Genomic DNA, 15458 nt, shown 5'->3' with positions numbered 1-15458 from the left:
TACTCGGCCGCGATACGCGCGACGCCGATCGGCGCCTTGCCGTGCACGGTCTGGCTGTCGAGGCATCCCTCTCCCGTCACCACGAGTTGCGCGCCGCGAATCGCTTCATGCAAGCCCACGGCTTCCGTCACGATCTGCACGCCGGGACGCAGCATCGCGTTCAGGCAGGCCAGCATCGCCGCCCCCATGCCGCCCGCCGCCCCGCCCCCCGGCAGCGCCGCGACCTGACGGTTCAGATCGCGCGCGATCACGTCGGCGAAACGCCGCAGGTTATCGTCGAGACAGGCGACCATCGCCGGCGTCGCCCCTTTTTGCGGGCCAAACACTGCGGACGCGCCATTCGGGCCGACGAGCGGGTTGTCCACATCGCACGCGATTTCGAAGCGGCATGACGCGAGCCTGGAATCGAGCGTGGCGGCATCGATGTGCGCAAGCGCCGCGAGTGCGCCGCCGCCGCGACCGAGCTCCCGGCCATCGACGTCGGTCAGTTTCGCGCCGAGCGCCTGCAGCATGCCGGCGCCGCCGTCATTGGTCGCGCTGCCGCCAATGCCGACGATGAATCGCCGCGCGCCGTCGTCGAGCGCCGCTCGAATCAGTTCGCCGGTGCCGCGGCTCGACGTGACGAGCGGGTTTCGCTCCATCGGCGCGACGAGATGCAGGCCGCTCGCGGCCGCCATTTCGATGACGGCCGTGCCGTCGCTCAGCATGCCGTATGCGGCCTCGACCTGTCGGCCGAGCGGGTCCTCGACCATGGCGCTGCGCCGATCCCCGCCGACGGCGGCGATCAAGGCATCCACCGTGCCCTCGCCGCCATCGGCGATCGGCAGGCACAGGTACGCCGCGTCGTCGAATATCTCGCGAAAACCGGCCTCGATCTGTCGGGCCACGTCGACGGCGCTCAGGCTTTCCTTGAAGGAGTCGGGCGCGATAACAATCTTCATTTAGGTATCCTCATGCATTGGCGGGCGCGGCGGGCAGGATCGCGCGCTGCGCGCGCGATGCGGCGCCGTCTTCAGCGGTTGACCTGGCTGCCCGGCGTTCGCATGACGAGCACGAAGCCGATCACCATCGCGCTCGACAGCAGATAGAGCGCGATATCGGTGCGATGCGTGGCATCCTTGATCCAGCCGACGATGTAGGGGCTCACGAAACCCGCGATCTGCCCGAGCGAATTGATGAGCGCTACGCCGCCCGCTGCGGCCGTGCCGGCCAGCACCGCCGTCGGCAGCGGCCAGAACATCGCGAGCGCGGTCAGCGCGCCGGAGGTCGCGAGTGTCAGGCCGATCATCGCGGGAGCGACCTGTCCGTCGAACCGGGCAGCGATCAGCAGGCCGGCGACACCGATTGCCATCGGCACACTCAGATGCCAGCGGCGTTCCCGGCGCGCGTCCGCCGATCGTCCGACGACGATCATCGCGATCGCCGCGAACAGATACGGAATCGCGCTCAGCCATCCGACCATGCCGTCGCTGCCGATCCCGAGGGATTTGATGATGGTCGGCAGCCAGAAATTGATCGCGTACACGCCCATCTGAATGCTGAAGTACACGAGACCGAACTTCCATACCGCGGCGTTGCACACGACGTCGCGCACCGGCGTATGGTTTTGCGGCTTGCCGGCGGCCGGCCCGCGCGCCGCGGCATCGTCCGCCAGCGCCTGTGCGAGCGCGGATTTCTCGCCTTGGGTCAACCACGTGACGTCGTCGATCCGGTCCTGCAGCAGAAAGAACACGGCGACACCGAGCAGCACGGTCGGCGCACCCTGCAGCAGAAAGAGCCATTGCCAGGCGGCGAGCCCGCTCTGCCCGGCCGCGAAATGCGTGAGCATCCAGCCCGACAGCGGGCCGCCGAGCACCCCGGAAACCGGAATCGCCGACATGAAGAGTGCGATCGCACGGCCGCGACGCGCCGACGGATACCACTGCGTCAGAAAGAGCACCATGCCGGGAAAGAACCCCGCCTCGGCGATGCCCGTCAGGAATCGCAGCGCGTAGAATGACTCGGGGGTTCTCACGAGCAGCAGCGAAGCGGAAAGCGCTCCCCACAGACACATGATGATCGCGATCCAGACACGCGCGCCGACGCGCCTGAGCATCAGGTTGCTCGGTACGCCGGCCAGCACGTAACCGATGAAGAACACGCCCGCGCCCAAGCCGTAAACGGTCTCGCTCATCTTGAGATCGCTGAGCATTTGCAGCTTCGCGAACCCGACGTTGACCCGGTCGAGGTAATTGAACAGATAACAGATGAAGATCAGCGGAATCAGGCGTGACGTGACCTTCCGATAACCGCTGCTCAATGCGTCGGTTGCGAGGGGCGCGGTGGCGGGAGCAATGCCCATACGTGTCTCCGGATATTGGATATTTTGATCAGCGCATGGTACTCAGTCCGCCCGGCCGACTCATCGTCAAAATGCACGATTTTTCCTGCAATCTATCGTGGTTTTATAGGCAAATATCCAAAACATCGCGAGCTGACGCCATGTCCGGCGTCCGGCGTTCCAGGTAGCCGTTTGAGCCAAAGACAGGAAGGCGCTCCGGTCACGGCGGCCACGCGCGCAACGCATTTCCCCGTGTCCGGCGGACGGCAAATGCATCCGGTCGAGCGCCACAAACACAAAACCCCGCGAAATCCTGGATGTTCGCGGGGTCTGTTGCTGTCTGTTCGGGCGCGTCAGCGCCCGCGTACCGATTGTCCCGGCGCCCGATGAATCATGCGTCGGGGCGAAAGAGGTCGAAGCGGCTTTCGGGCATGACGTGTACATAGGCCGACGGGCCACCTGCGCGAAGAATGATGCCTGCACCGAACGTGTCGAAGATACCGTCCTTCAGCAGGTCCTTCCGGATATGAACGGCGACGACCTCGCCCAGTACCAGCGACGCCGGCGTTTCCACGCCTTGGTGATCGCGCAGGCGAATCACGTCGGTCACCTTGCATTCGAAGTTCACGCCGCTTTCCGCGACCCGCGGCACGTCGACCAGGCGCGACGGCACGGCGGTCAGGCCGCCGAGTTCGAACTCATCGACGTCGTACGGCACCGCGGCACACGTCTGGTTCATCCGCTCGGCGAGTTCGCGTGTCGCGAGGTTCCAGACGAACTCGCCGGTCTCCTGCACGTTGCGCAGGCTGTCCTTTGCGGCGGTGCTCGAAAAACCGATGATCGGCGGTCGATAGTTGAATGCGTTGAAGAAGCTGTACGGCGCGAGGTTGACCGTGCCGTCGCTGCCGCGTGATGACATCCAGCCGATCGGACGCGGGCCTACGATCGCATTCAAAGGATCGTGCGGCAGGCCGTGGCCTTGCGACGGTTCGTAATAGTGATAGGTCGAATCGGTCATGACAGAGGGTCTGGCGAGAAGCAAAGTGCGTTGAAGTCTATCGACGGGAGCGCGTGTGCGGATCGCGGCAAGGCGTCCGGTGCGATGTGCGCGCCAGTATCACATGGCGTTGTTTTCGTCGCAGCGACGTGGCAAGGGCAAGGTTGGCGCATCAAGCGCTCAAATCAGGTCGAACATCAGGTCGAACGACCGGCCAGCTGATACTGAGCGTCGAATGATCGGACTCCGGCCAATCGAGATGGGTGACGTTCCGCACTCGCGCGGGTCGAAACGCCGCAACGACAAAAAACCCGCGAGTGCTTTATTTCTCGCGGGTTTTTGAACCGTCGTCGAATCGCAATGACAGCGATCGTGGTGCCGGGGACCGGACTTGAACCGGCAAGCCAATTAAGGCGGCGGATTTTCGTCACACTGCTTCTTTCGAAGCCGGCGTCGCGTGCGCGATGCCGTTCGTGCGCTGGACTATGCCTTCACCGTCGCGCGCGGGCGTGACCGCTGCCCGTGCGCCTTAGGCGCCCCCCGTCTAGTCTCTACACCTTCCTCGCGGGTGCCGCGAGGCTTGGCTCGGCGTTGCCTCGATGCGTGCATCAGGGGTTTCACCGAATTTGAAGGGTTCTGCACCGACCGTTTCCGACCGGGCACTCAATCGTGTTTAAGTCCGCTATGTTTACCAATTTCATCACCCCGGCAAGAGGGCGGACCGGATTCTACCACTGCTTGCGCATGCGTTCCCTTATTCCGCCGCACCGCATCACGACACCGGCCACCCTCGCACGGATTCATCCTTTGTAATCGACATCGGCACGGCATCGCTACCGATTTCGTCCCGCGCCGCAGCATCCCCGCTACAATCGAGCCGCGTCATCCGACGGGCTCAACCGTCTGACGTTTGTATCGTGCTTTTTGCGAAACAAGCGTCGCGAACGTCATCGCGAAGTCACAAACGTTTTCGATAATTTTCCCTGCCGAAAACGTTTACATCGCGTTATTTAATGACCTCGACCATCAAGGATGTCGCTGCCCTCGCGGGCTTCTCGATCGCCACCGTCTCGCGCGCGATCAATGCCCCGCATACCGTCAGCCCCGCCACGCTGCAAACGATCCGCACCGCGATCGACACGCTGCAATTCCGCCCGAGCCCGCTCGGCCGGCAACTGCGCGGCGAACGCACGCGACTCGTCGGCGTCGTCGTGCCGACGCTGTCGAACCCCGTGTTCGCCGACTGCCTGCAAGGTATCGACGAACTCGCGACCGCGGCCGGCTTCAAGCTGATCCTGATGACGACCGAGTACGACGCGGCGCGCGAGCGTCACGCGATCGAGACGCTGCGCGAGCAGCGCGTCGAAGGGCTGATCCTGACCGTCGCCGACGCGGACACGCACCCGCTGCTCGACATGCTCGATCGCGACGGCCCGCATTACGTGCTGATGCACAACGACACGCAGCGCCGCCCGTCGGTGTCGGTCGACAACCGCCGCGCCGCCTATGACGGCGTGCGGCTGCTGACCGCGCGCGGCCACCGCCGCGTACTGATGCTGGCCGGTTCGCTCGCCGCGTCGGATCGCGCGCGCCAGCGCCATCTCGGTTATGCGCAGGCCCTCGAGGAAAGCGGTGTCGCCACGCTGCCGCCGGTCGAAGTCGACTTCAACGCGCCCGAGCTGCCCGATGCAGTGCTCGCGCACCTCACCGCCCAGGCGACGCGCCCGACCGCCCTCTTCTGCAGCAACGACCTGCTCGCGATGGTCGTGATGCGCGGCCTGCGCCGCGCGGGCTTCTCAATCCCGGACGACCTGTCGGTGCTCGGCTTCGATGGAATCGCGATCGGCGAATTGCTTGCGCCGCCGCTCGCGAGCGTCGCGACGCCGAACCGCGACATCGGCCGCCACGCATGGCAGCGTCTCATCGAATGCATCGGCGGCGCGACGATCGAACGCACGTCGCTGATCCTGCCGCATGCGGTGCGCGACGGCGCGACGGTCGCGCCGCCCGCCACCGACCTGCAATTGCGCAAGGCCTGAACACGCACGCCCGCCAGCACGCACCCCGACAACCACACCACCCCAGCGCCACACACTCGCCCGGAGACCTACCGTGTCCTTTCGCCTGACCTCGCTGCTGCGCGCGCTCGCCGCGCCGCTCGCCTGCGCCGCGCTCATCGCGGGCGCGCCCGCCGCCCACGCCGACGAATCGGCGATCTGCTACAACTGCCCGCCCGAATGGGCCGACTGGGCCGCACAGATCGCGGCGATCAAGCAGAAGACCGGCATTCGCGTGCCGTTCGACAACAAGAACTCGGGCCAGGCGATCGCGCAGCTGATCGCCGAGCAGAAAAGCCCGGTGGCCGACGTCGTCTACCTCGGCGTATCGTCGGCCTTCCAGGCGAAGGACAAGGGCGTGATCGCGCCGTACAAGCCCGCGCACTGGAACGACATTCCCGCGAATCTGAAGGACCCGCAAGGCTACTGGTTCGCGATCCACTCGGGCACGCTCGGCTTCTTCGTGAACAAGGACGCGCTCGACGGCAAGCCGGTGCCGCGCTCGTGGGCCGATCTGCTGAAGCCTGAATACAAGGGCATGGTCGGTTATCTCGATCCGTCGAGCGCATTCGTCGGTTATGCGGGCGCGGTCGCGGTCAACCAGGCGCTCGGTGGCAGTCTCGACAACTTCAAGCCGGCGCTCGACTGGTTCCGCAAGCTGAAGGCAAACGCGCCAATCGTGCCGAAGCAGACCGCGTACGCGCGCGTGCTGTCCGGCGAGATTCCGATCCTGCTCGACTACGACTTCGATGCGTATCGTGCGAAGTACAAGGACAGCGCGAACGTCGAATTCGTGATCCCGAAGGAAGGCACGATCGCGGTGCCGTACGTGATGAGCCTCGTGAAGGGTGCGCCGCACGACGCGAACGGCAAGAAGGTGCTCGACTTCGTGCTGTCCGACGAAGGCCAGAAGCTGTGGGCCAACGCGTACCTGCGCCCGGTGCGCGCGCAGACGCTCGGCGCCGACATCGCCGCGAAGTTCCTGCCGGCGAGCGAATACGCGCGCGCCAAGTCGGTCGACTTCGGCAAGATGGCGGCCGGCCAGCAGGCGTTCGGCCAGCAGTATCTGCAGGTGATGCAGTAAGCGGCGGAATGCAATCGATGCTCGACCTGACTTTCCCGCTGCGCTGGCGCGTCGCGCTCGTCGCGCCGGCGCTCGCGGTGTTCGCCGCGTTCTGGCTGCTGCCGATGGCGGCGCTCGTGCAGGTGTCCGCCGACGGCGCGTTCTTCTCGCAGTACGCGGCGCTGCTCGGCAATGCGCGCTACATGAAGAGCCTCGGCGAGACCGTCGCACTGTCCGCCGGCGTCACGCTCGCGACGCTCGCGCTGTCGACGATCTCCGGCCTGCTGCTCGCGCGCCGCGAATTCGCGGGCAAGCGCGTGCTGCTCGCGCTGCTCACGTTCCCGCTCGCGTTCCCGGGCGTCGTCGTCGGCTTCATGGTGATCATGCTCGCCGGGCGCCAGGGGCTGATCGGCATGCTGTCCGCGAAGCTCACGGGCGACAAGTGGGTATTCGCGTATTCGGTCGCGGGGCTGTTCGTCGGCTACCTGTACTTCTCGATTCCGCGCGTGATCGTCACCGTGATCGCGGCCGCGTCGAAGCTCGACGCATCGCTCGAGGAAGCCGCGCGTTCGCTCGGCGCATCGCCGTGGCGCATCTTTCTCGACATCGTGCTGCCCGCGCTCACGCCGGGCCTGATCGCGGCCGGCGCGATCTGCTTCGCGACCGCGATGGGCGCATTCGGCACCGCGTTCACGCTGGCCACCGACCTGAACGTGCTGCCGATGACGATCTATACCGAGTTCACGCTGAACGCGAACATCGCCACGGCAGCCGGCCTGTCGATCGTGCTCGGCATCGTCACCTGGGCCGTGCTCGCGCTCGCGCGCCGGTTCACGGGCCACACCGCCGCCGCCGCGGCCTGAGGATTCCTTCATGCAATCGCTTTCCGGCTCTTCCGCGCCGTCGCCGGCGCCCGCTCCCGCGCAGGCGAACGGTGTCGCCCGCCGCGCGCCGCGCGTCACCGGCGCGCGCGCGATCGCCGCGCTGCAATGGGGCGTCACGCTGCTGCTGTGCGCGTTCCTGATCGTGCCCGTGGTGATGTCGGTGCTCGCGGGCCTGACCGTCAATTATTTCCGCGGAATCTCGAGCGGCCTCACGCTGCGCTGGCTCGAACAGGTTTGGCAGCAGTATCACGGCTCGGTCGCGCTATCGCTTTACGTCGCGTTCGCGACGCTCGCGATCGTGCTCGTCGTCGGCGTGCCGGCCGGTTATGCGCTCGCGCGCAGCAAGAGCCGCATCGCGCGCGCGATCGAGGAAGCGCTCGTGCTGCCGGTCGCGCTGCCCGGCCTCGCGTCGGCGCTCGCGCTGCTGGTCGTCTACGGCGGCTTCACCGCGTTCCGGATGAGCCTGTGGTTCATCGTCGTCGGCCACGTCGTGTTCACGCTGCCGTTCATGGTGCGCGCGGTCGCGGCGGTCGCGGCCGGCGCCGACCTGCGCACGCTCGAGGAAGGCGCGGCGAGCCTCGGCGCATCGTTCGTCACGCGCTTCGTCACGATCGTGCTGCCGAACCTGCGCCCCGGCATCGTCGCGGGTGCGCTCGCGGTGCTCACGCTGTCGATCGGCGAATTCAACCTCACGTGGATGCTGCATACGCCCGACACCAAGACGCTGCCCGTCGGGCTCGCCGATACCTATGCATCGTTGCGTCTCGAAGTCGGCAGCGCGTACACGATCCTGTTCCTGCTGATGACGCTGCCGCTCCTCGTCGCGATGCAGTGGCTCGGCGTCGACCCGTCCGGCACACGCGCGCTCAAGCGCCGCCCTCGTTGAACCCACCATGAAACTCGATTCCACTCCCATCACCCTGACCGGCTGCGCGAAGACGTTCCGCGGCACGCGCGTGCTCGAACCGCTCGACCTGTCGATCGGCGCGGGCGAAACCCTCGTGCTGCTCGGGCCGTCGGGCTGCGGCAAGACGACGACGCTGCGCCTGATCGCCGGCCTCGACACGCCGGATGCCGGCGGCACGATCGCGTTCGGCAACGACGATGTGACGTCGCTGCCGATCGAGCGCCGGCAGGTCGGCATGGTGTTCCAGAACTACGCGCTGTTTCCGAACCTGACGGTGCGCGGCAACGTCGGTTACGGGTTGAAGATCCGCAAGACCGAACCGCGCGCGCTGCGCGAACGCGTCGACGAGCTGCTCGCGATGATGCGGCTCGACTCGCACGCGGACAAACCGGTCGATCAACTGTCGGGCGGCCAGCGCCAGCGCGTCGCGCTCGCCCGCGCACTGGCCGTGCGGCCGCGCGTGCTGCTGCTCGACGAGCCGCTGACCGCGCTCGACGCGAAACTGCGCGACGTGCTGCGTCGCGATATGAATGCGCTGCTGCGCGAGCTCGGCGTGACGACGGTCTACGTGACGCACGACCAGGCCGAAGCGATGGAGCTCGGCGACCGGATCGTCGTGATGGGCGCGGGCCGCATCGAACAGATCGGCACGCCGCGCGACATCTACTACCGGCCGGCGAACCGCACGGTCGCGCAGTTCATCGGCACGCTGAACCGGCTTGCGGGACAATGGCGCGATGGCAAGCTCGTGACGACGGGCGGCGCGATCGTCACGCCGCATGCCGCCGACGAGTGGTTCTTCCGCCCCGAGGACGCGCAACTCGCCGATCCCGCGCATGCACCGCTGCGCGGCGCGGTCGGAGCGTGCGCGTTCCTTGGCGAGCGCACGCGGCTCACCATCGAGCACGCGGCGCCCGATGCGCTCGTGATCGACGTGCCGGGCCGCATCGCGCTCGCGCAGGGCACGGCGGTCGGGATTACGATCGCACCGGAAGGCCTGATCGCGCTCGGCGCGTGATGCAACAATCACGCAACACCCAAGTCATACTCAGGCATCACCCATGCACCACCCCACCGCGGCGCACGACGCCGCCCCCACAATAACCAGACGATTCCGAGGAACGACGATGCTGCTTGCTCAAATCAGCGATCTCCACATCAAGCGTCCGGGCCAGCTCGCGTACCGGCGCGTCGACACGGCGGCCGCGCTCGCGCGCTGCATCGCGAAGCTGAACGCGCTCGAGCCACGCCCCGATGCCGTGCTCGTCACCGGCGACCTGACCGACTTCGGCCACGACGAGGAATATGCCCACTTGCGCAACCTGCTCGCGCCGCTCGAGATTCCGTACTACCTGATGATCGGCAATCACGACGACCGCGCCGGGCTGCGCCGCGCGTTCGCCGATCGCGCCGAACTGCAGGACGGCGAATTCGTGCAGTACGCGCTCGACCTCGGCGCGGTGCGCGTGCTCGCGCTCGATTCGCAGGTGCCCGGCGCGAGCCACGGCGACCTGTGCGACGCACGGCTCGGATGGCTCGCCGCGCAGCTCGACGCCGCGCGCGATCGCCCGGTGATCGTCGCGCTGCATCACCCGCCGTTCGTATCGGGGATCGGCCACATGGATGCGCTGCGTCTCGCACCCGCCGCCGCCGCGAAACTCGACGCGCTGCTGCGCGGTTATCCGAACGTCGAGCGCGTGCTGTGCGGCCACGTGCACCGCACGATGTTCACGCGTTTCGGCGGCACGCTCGCGTCGGCGGTGCCGGCGCCCGCGCACCAGGTCGCATTCGACCTGCGGGCCGATGCGCCGTCCGCGTTCCGGCTCGAACCGCCGGCGTTCGCGGTGCATCGTTATGCGCCGGATACGGGAATGACGTCGCACCACGTGTATGTGGACGAAGGCGCCGGGCCGTATCCGTTCTATGAACCGACGGGCGAGCTGGTCGACTGACGGTCTGAAACACGCACGATGACGGGCGGCGGCCGGCGGGTCGTGCCGGTTTGCCGCCTGCCCGGCAGGATTCACGGTGCTCCGGTAAGATCGACAGCCTCGACCGGCAACCGGCCCACCGGCGCACCCGACGCGTGCGCCGCACGCCGCGCCGTCCAACTCCGCCCGCGCTGCCATGTCCACCGCTTCCACCGACCGCCCGACCGACGCCGCCTCGCCCCACTACTCGCGCAGCCTGCTGTTGTTGCTCGCGACGATCGCGGGCGTATCGGTCGCGAACATCTACTACAACCAGCCGCTGCTCGACAGCTTCCGCGCAACCTTTCCCGACGGCGCGTCATGGATCGGCGCGGTGCCGACCGCGACGCAGCTCGGCTATGCGGCCGGCATGTTCCTGCTCGCGCCGCTCGGCGACCGGTTCGACCGCCGCGGGCTGATCCTGATGCAGATCGCCGGCCTGTCGGTCGCGCTGATCGTCGCGGCCACCGCGCCGTCGCTGGCCGTGCTTGCCGTCGCGAGCCTCGCGATCGGCGTGCTCGCGACCATCGCGCAACAGGCCGTGCCGTTCGCCGCCGAAATCGCGCCGCCGGCCGAACGCGGACACGCGGTCGGCACCGTGATGAGCGGCCTGCTGCTCGGCATCCTGCTCGCGCGCACGGCCGCCGGTTTCGTCGCCGAGTATTTCGGCTGGCGCGCGGTATTCGCCGCGTCGGTCGCGGCGCTCGTCGCGCTCGCCGCCGTGATCGTGCTGCGGCTGCCGCGCAGCTCGCCGACGTCGACGCTGCCGTACGGCAAGCTGCTTGGCTCAATGTGGCATCTGGCGGTCGAACTGCGCGGGCTGCGCGAGGCCTCGCTGACGGGCGCCGCGCTGTTCGCGGCGTTCAGCGCGTTCTGGCCCGTGCTCACGCTGCTGCTCGCCGGCGCGCCGTTCCATTTGGGCCCGCAGGCGGCCGGCCTGTTCGGTATCGTCGGCGCGGCGGGCGCGCTCGCGGCGCCGTACGCGGGCCGCTTCGCGGACAAGCGCGGCCCGCGCGCGATCATCTCGCTCGCGATCGCGCTGCTCGCGCTGTCGTTCGTGATCTTCGCGCTGTCGGGTTCGAGCCTCGTCGGGCTCGTGATCGGCGTGATCGTGCTGGATGTCGGCGTGCAGGCCGCGCAGATCTCGAACCAGTCGCGCATTTATGCGCTGAAGCCCGAGGCGCGCAGCCGCGTCAACACCGTGTACATGGTGTGCTATTTCATCGGCGGTGCGCTCGGTTCGTCGGCCGGCGTCGCCGCATGGCACGCGTTCGGCTGGATCGGCATGTGCGCGGCCGGGTTGCTGTTCACCGCGCTCGCGGGCTGGTTCCACCATCGCGGCGGCCGGCACGGCTGAGCGCGACCGGCCACGGCGGCGTCACGCGTCGGCGCGGCGCGCGGCCGGTTCGTCGGCGGGCGGCGGTGCGAACGCCTGCGCCGGGTCCATCACGGCCGCGGGATCCATCACGGCAGCCGGAACCGGCACGGCAAGCGGGACGGCCGAAGGCGTCAGGATGGGCGCCGCATCCGGTATCGCGATCTGCTCGGGCGCCGACGAAATATCCGCAGCTGGCGCGGCCGCTACGGTCGCCACCGCCGGCGAACTTACGGCCGCCGCGCGCGCCGCGGGCCGGCGGGCCGGATCGAACAGGAACGACAGCCCGACGCTGCCGAGGATCGCGACGGTCGCGACCACGGTCGCCATCGTCACCGGTTCGCCGAGCAGCAGCGCACCGAGCGCGACCGCGACGATCGGGTTCACATACATGCAGCTGCTCGCGATGATCGGGCTCGTGTGGCGGATCAGGTAGCCGTACGCGACGTACGCGGCCATCGTGCAGAACACCATCAGGTACAAAAATGCGAACACCGGCCCGGCCATCACGTGTTCGATGCGTTCGCCGATCAGCCATGCGACGAGCGTCGAAATCAGGCCGCCGAGGCCGATCTGCAGCGACGTCGACAGAAACAGGTCGGACGGCAGCTTGAGCCGCGTCGCGAGGTGCGCGCCGCCCGCCCAGAACAGCGCACCGGCCAGCACGCAGATCGTGCCGAGCGCCGAATTCCGGGCCGCTGCGCCGCCCGAATTCAGCACGACGATGCCGACCATCCCGAGCGCGATGGCCGCCCACTCGCCCTTCGTCACCGGCCGCCCGGCGACCGCCGCGATCACGGTCGCGAACAGCGGCACCGTCGCCACCATCACCGCGGCCGAGCCGCTGCTGACCGAGCTGATCCCGAGCGCGATCGTGCCGGACGACAGCGCGACGAGCATTGTGCCGACGATCCCCGCATTGCGGATCTCCAGCAGCGTCGGCCATTCGGGCTTGCGCCTCAGCGCGAAGATGAACAGGCCGATCCCGCCGAGCAGGTTGCGCAGCCCCGACAGCAGCAGCGGCGGGAACGACTGCAGCGCGAAATGCAGGCCGCTGTAGGTCGAACCCCAGACGAAATAGATGAACACGAGCGCCAGCGCGACGCGGCCGCCGCGGCTTTGCGGCAGGCGGATCCGGAACGAAAGGCGGGCGAGGAAATCGAGGAGGCGGTCGAGCGGCGTCATCGTGCGACCCGCCCGCACGTCGCGCCGCGTGCCCCGCTGAAAAACGCCGGCAATGCCGGCAAACGGTCCTGACGGGACCGGGAAGGCAGAGCGAACGTGCGGAACGACATGACGGTGCGAACGGCGACGAAAGAGAACCGGCAAGCGGCGGCAGAGGGACAAAAAAACGCGCGCAACCGTTTCGGCTGCGCACGCTCGGCATTATGGCATCAAGGATTCGAAAGCATCGTCAGACCTGTCTGAAAGGATAGGGACTGATGTTTCGGCGCGACATTATCCGGCCGGCGGGCTTCCGGTCGGCGGGCCGGTGAAATCCGGGGCCGGATTCACAATGCGCGCGCGTCGCCGGCGTCGATGCCGATTCCACTCGCAATCCATCGCAATCCGCCCCGCTCGAACCAACCATCGGCCGGACGGCCAATCATGCGCGCCGGCCGCTGCTTCGCGCTTATCGTGACGGTCGACACGCCCTCTTCTGGCGGCCCACAACCTCCATTCGAAACCCACACCATCCATACAAAATTTTGTATAATCCAACCATCCTTCCGCCGAAGCCGGTTGTTTTCGTCGGCAGCGCGCTTGACGATCTTCGTGGCTTCCCACTGCCCGCGCGGCGCGACGCCGGCCACCAGATCGACCAGGTACAGCGCGGCCTCGCGCCCGACGACTGGAAGCCGATGCGCACCATCGGCGTCGGCGTGCGGGAAATTCGCCTGCGCGATGCGAGCGGCGCGTTCCGGATCGTCTACGTCGCGACATGCGCCGATGCCGTCTACGTGCTGCACTGCTTCCGGAAGCAATCGGCACGCACGAGCAAACCCGATATCGACCTGGCCGCCCGGCGTTATCGCACGCTGATGATGGAGTTGAAACGATGACCAATGAACGCTACACCAACGTCTGGGACGCAATCGAAGGCCAGCCGGCCGAAGCCGAGAACATGAAGCTGCGCTCCGAGCTGATGATCGCGCTCAAGCAGCGCATCGCGCAGCTCGAGCTCAGCCAGGCCCAGGCTGCGCAACGGCTGGGTGTCACGCAGCCGCGCGTCTCCGACCTGCTGCGCGGCAAGATCAACCTGTTCGGGCTCGACGCGCTCGTGAACATGGCGGCGGCAGTCGGCCTGCGCGTCGATCTCCAGGTGCGCGAATCGGCGTGACGCGTGAGCGCGTCACGCGCGCCGCTTACGATCCGCCGAACCAGTTGTACCCCTGATCGACCCAGTAGCCGCCCGGATACGTATCGGTCACGAAGATTTCCATGATGTGCTTCGGGTTCTTGTAGCCGAGCTTGGTCGGCATCCGCAGCTTCATCGGGAAGCCGAATTCCGGCGGCAGCCGCTGGCCGTCGTAGTCGAACGCGAGCAGCGTCTGCGGATGCAGCGCGGTCGGCATGTCGATGCTCTCGTAATAATCGTCCGCGCACTTGAAGCCGACGTATTTCGCCCGTGTGTCGGCACCGACGCGTGCGAGAAACGCGCCGAACGGCGTGCCGCCCCAGCGGCCGATCGCACTCCACCCTTCCACGCAGATATGCCGCGTGATCTGTTCCGCGTGCGGCAACGCATACAGCTCGTCGAGCGTCCACACGCGCTTGCCCGTCACGCGGCCGGACAGCACGAGCCGATACGTCGACGCATCGACGTGCGGCACGTCGTCGATCCCGTAGAACGCGTTGAACGGGAACGGCCGCGTAATATCGGCTTCGGTGTAGGTCGGCGCGAGCCGTTCGCCGCTGAACAGCCAGGCCTGCACGCGATCGTTCATGCGCGACACTTTCTCGAGGAACGTGTTGACCGATGCGTCGTCCTGCAGCGTGCAGCCGGTGAGCATCGTCAGGCCACCGAGCGTCAGCACGCGCCGGTTGAAGAGGCGCCGCGACGGCATCTCGAGCTCGCGGCGCACATCGAGTTCGAGCGACTTCCGGTCGAGCGTCCAGCGCGGCTCGCCGCGCCTGTTTTCGGATTCCGACATGATGATTTCCTTCGCCCGCGGCTTGCGGGTCAGCGGCCGCGCAGCATCGCGAGCAACGAGCGCGGCACCAGCAGCGCCATCGCGACGTGGACGACAAAGAATGCGACGAGCAGCGACATCGCCCAGAAATGCACGACACGCGCGTTGTCGTAGCCGCCGAACAGTTCGCGCAGCAGCGGGAATTGCACGGACTTCCAGATCGTGAGCCCCGACAGCACCAGCACGACGAGATCGACGATCGCGGTCAGGTACGCGGCACGCTGCACCGCGTTGTAGACGCTCAGGTCGTTGTGCGACAGCCGCCCGCCCAGCGCGGCGCGCACGTCGCGCCACACGGACGCCGGCGTGACGGGCAGCATCTTGCGCGCGAAGCGCCCCGTCGCGATCGACATCGCGAGGTAGAACAGCCCGTTGCCGACCAGCAGCCACATCGCCGCGAAATGCCATTGCAGCGCGCCGCCGAGCCAGCCGCCGATCGTGATGCCGTGCGCAAACGTGAACGACGGATAGATCGGCGACGCGTCGTAGATGCGCCAGCCGGACAGCGCCATCAGGATCGCCGCGAGCGCGTTGAGCCAGTGGCTCACGCGCACCCACGGCGGATGGATCGGGCGCGCGGGTGGCGTCGCGGGCGCGCGATCCGTTGCGGGAACGGTTTGCATGATGAAGACTCCAGGGGTGATGCGACGGGACGCGATGCGCGCGTGCAGCCGGCTGGCCGCGCCCCGCG

At 67.4% G+C, this 15458-nt stretch carries 15 protein-coding genes; 9 read left to right on the top strand and 6 right to left on the bottom strand.

Annotation, left to right across the window (positions count from 1 at the left end):
• The 3 genes from VL15_RS34745 to VL15_RS34735 form a co-directional block, all read right to left on the bottom strand.
• Nucleotides 1-941 (bottom strand): glycerate kinase (locus VL15_RS34745; protein ID WP_048251323.1); only part of this gene is annotated, 941 nt, incomplete at its 3' end.
• A 71-nt stretch (nucleotides 942-1012) separates the two neighbouring features.
• Nucleotides 1013-2341, bottom strand: coding sequence for an MFS transporter (locus VL15_RS34740; protein WP_048251322.1), 1329 nt, complete (start codon nucleotides 2339-2341; stop codon nucleotides 1013-1015).
• 370 nt (nucleotides 2342-2711) lie between these two features.
• Nucleotides 2712-3338: a flavin reductase family protein gene (locus VL15_RS34735; protein WP_048251321.1), complete on the bottom strand. Its 627-nt coding sequence runs from the start codon at nucleotides 3336-3338 to the stop codon at nucleotides 2712-2714.
• A gap of 992 nt (nucleotides 3339-4330) precedes the next feature.
• On the opposite strand from VL15_RS34735, the gene VL15_RS34730 reads away from it, so the two are divergent.
• From VL15_RS34730 to VL15_RS34700, 7 genes are all read left to right on the top strand, one after another.
• The gene (locus VL15_RS34730; RefSeq protein ID WP_048251320.1) at nucleotides 4331-5356 is read left to right on the top strand and encodes a substrate-binding domain-containing protein; all 1026 of its coding nucleotides are present in this window, start codon (nucleotides 4331-4333) and stop codon (nucleotides 5354-5356) included.
• Between the two features lie 73 nt (nucleotides 5357-5429).
• The gene (locus tag VL15_RS34725) at nucleotides 5430-6458 is read left to right on the top strand and encodes an ABC transporter substrate-binding protein (protein WP_048251319.1); all 1029 of its coding nucleotides are present in this window, start codon (nucleotides 5430-5432) and stop codon (nucleotides 6456-6458) included.
• 17 nt (nucleotides 6459-6475) lie between these two features.
• The gene (locus VL15_RS34720; RefSeq protein ID WP_048251318.1) at nucleotides 6476-7300 is read left to right on the top strand and encodes an ABC transporter permease; all 825 of its coding nucleotides are present in this window, start codon (nucleotides 6476-6478) and stop codon (nucleotides 7298-7300) included.
• A gap of 10 nt (nucleotides 7301-7310) precedes the next feature.
• Nucleotides 7311-8207 carry an ABC transporter permease gene (locus VL15_RS34715; protein WP_048251317.1) on the top strand — a complete coding sequence of 299 codons (897 nt, stop codon included), beginning with the start codon at nucleotides 7311-7313 and terminating at the stop codon, nucleotides 8205-8207.
• A gap of 7 nt (nucleotides 8208-8214) precedes the next feature.
• A complete protein-coding gene (locus VL15_RS34710) occupies nucleotides 8215-9246 on the top strand; it encodes an ABC transporter ATP-binding protein (protein WP_048251316.1) in 1032 nt (343 codons plus the stop codon).
• 109 nt (nucleotides 9247-9355) lie between these two features.
• Nucleotides 9356-10180: a phosphodiesterase gene (locus VL15_RS34705; protein ID WP_048251315.1), complete on the top strand. Its 825-nt coding sequence runs from the start codon at nucleotides 9356-9358 to the stop codon at nucleotides 10178-10180.
• Nucleotides 10181-10355: 175 nt separating this feature from the next.
• A complete protein-coding gene (locus VL15_RS34700) occupies nucleotides 10356-11555 on the top strand; it encodes an MFS transporter (protein ID WP_048251314.1) in 1200 nt (399 codons plus the stop codon).
• Between the two features lie 21 nt (nucleotides 11556-11576).
• On the opposite strand, the gene VL15_RS34695 is transcribed toward VL15_RS34700, so the two are convergent.
• A complete protein-coding gene (locus VL15_RS34695; protein ID WP_048251313.1) occupies nucleotides 11577-12758 on the bottom strand; it encodes an EamA family transporter in 1182 nt (393 codons plus the stop codon).
• A 524-nt stretch (nucleotides 12759-13282) separates the two neighbouring features.
• Between VL15_RS34695 and VL15_RS34690 the strand changes: the two genes are divergently transcribed.
• Nucleotides 13283-13636: a type II toxin-antitoxin system RelE/ParE family toxin gene (locus VL15_RS34690; protein WP_048251312.1), complete on the top strand. Its 354-nt coding sequence runs from the start codon at nucleotides 13283-13285 to the stop codon at nucleotides 13634-13636.
• Entirely contained in the window at nucleotides 13633-13914 is a 282-nt protein-coding gene (locus VL15_RS34685) for a helix-turn-helix domain-containing protein (protein ID WP_048251311.1), read from the top strand. The genes VL15_RS34690 and VL15_RS34685 overlap by 4 nt, the downstream gene beginning before the upstream one ends.
• 25 nt (nucleotides 13915-13939) lie before the next feature.
• Here the strand turns inward: VL15_RS34685 and VL15_RS34680 are convergent, their stop codons facing one another.
• Both VL15_RS34680 and VL15_RS34675 read right to left on the bottom strand, forming a co-directional pair.
• Nucleotides 13940-14728: a molybdopterin-dependent oxidoreductase gene (locus VL15_RS34680; RefSeq protein ID WP_048251310.1), complete on the bottom strand. Its 789-nt coding sequence runs from the start codon at nucleotides 14726-14728 to the stop codon at nucleotides 13940-13942.
• A gap of 29 nt (nucleotides 14729-14757) precedes the next feature.
• Nucleotides 14758-15390, bottom strand: a complete 633-nt coding sequence (locus VL15_RS34675) for a cytochrome b/b6 domain-containing protein (protein WP_048251309.1) — start codon at nucleotides 15388-15390, stop codon at nucleotides 14758-14760.
• Nucleotides 15391-15458: the final 68 nt, after the last annotated feature.

Origin of the sequence: Burkholderia cepacia (assembly GCF_001039005.1) — a bacterium.
Classification (GTDB): domain Bacteria; phylum Pseudomonadota; class Gammaproteobacteria; order Burkholderiales; family Burkholderiaceae; genus Burkholderia; species Burkholderia theae.
Note: the sequence above shows the minus strand (reverse complement) of the source record. Positions and strands in the feature narration are given on the sequence as shown.

Bases quoted from the DNA above. Each gene is read 5' to 3' on its own strand.
- VL15_RS34740 (WP_048251322.1), bottom strand. From the start codon at position 2,341: ATGGGCATTGCTCCCGCCACCGCGCCCCTCGCAACCGACGCATTGAGC.
- VL15_RS34735 (WP_048251321.1), bottom strand. From the start codon at position 3,338: ATGACCGATTCGACCTATCACTATTACGAACCGTCGCAAGGCCACGGC.
- VL15_RS34730 (WP_048251320.1), top strand. From the start codon at position 4,331: ATGACCTCGACCATCAAGGATGTCGCTGCCCTCGCGGGCTTCTCGATC.
- VL15_RS34720 (WP_048251318.1), top strand. From the start codon at position 6,476: ATGCTCGACCTGACTTTCCCGCTGCGCTGGCGCGTCGCGCTCGTCGCG.
- VL15_RS34715 (WP_048251317.1), top strand. From the start codon at position 7,311: ATGCAATCGCTTTCCGGCTCTTCCGCGCCGTCGCCGGCGCCCGCTCCC.
- VL15_RS34710 (WP_048251316.1), top strand. From the start codon at position 8,215: ATGAAACTCGATTCCACTCCCATCACCCTGACCGGCTGCGCGAAGACG.
- VL15_RS34705 (WP_048251315.1), top strand. From the start codon at position 9,356: ATGCTGCTTGCTCAAATCAGCGATCTCCACATCAAGCGTCCGGGCCAG.
- VL15_RS34700 (WP_048251314.1), top strand. From the start codon at position 10,356: ATGTCCACCGCTTCCACCGACCGCCCGACCGACGCCGCCTCGCCCCAC.
- VL15_RS34695 (WP_048251313.1), bottom strand. From the start codon at position 12,758: ATGACGCCGCTCGACCGCCTCCTCGATTTCCTCGCCCGCCTTTCGTTC.
- VL15_RS34685 (WP_048251311.1), top strand. From the start codon at position 13,633: ATGACCAATGAACGCTACACCAACGTCTGGGACGCAATCGAAGGCCAG.
- VL15_RS34680 (WP_048251310.1), bottom strand. From the start codon at position 14,728: ATGTCGGAATCCGAAAACAGGCGCGGCGAGCCGCGCTGGACGCTCGAC.
- VL15_RS34675 (WP_048251309.1), bottom strand. From the start codon at position 15,390: ATGCAAACCGTTCCCGCAACGGATCGCGCGCCCGCGACGCCACCCGCG.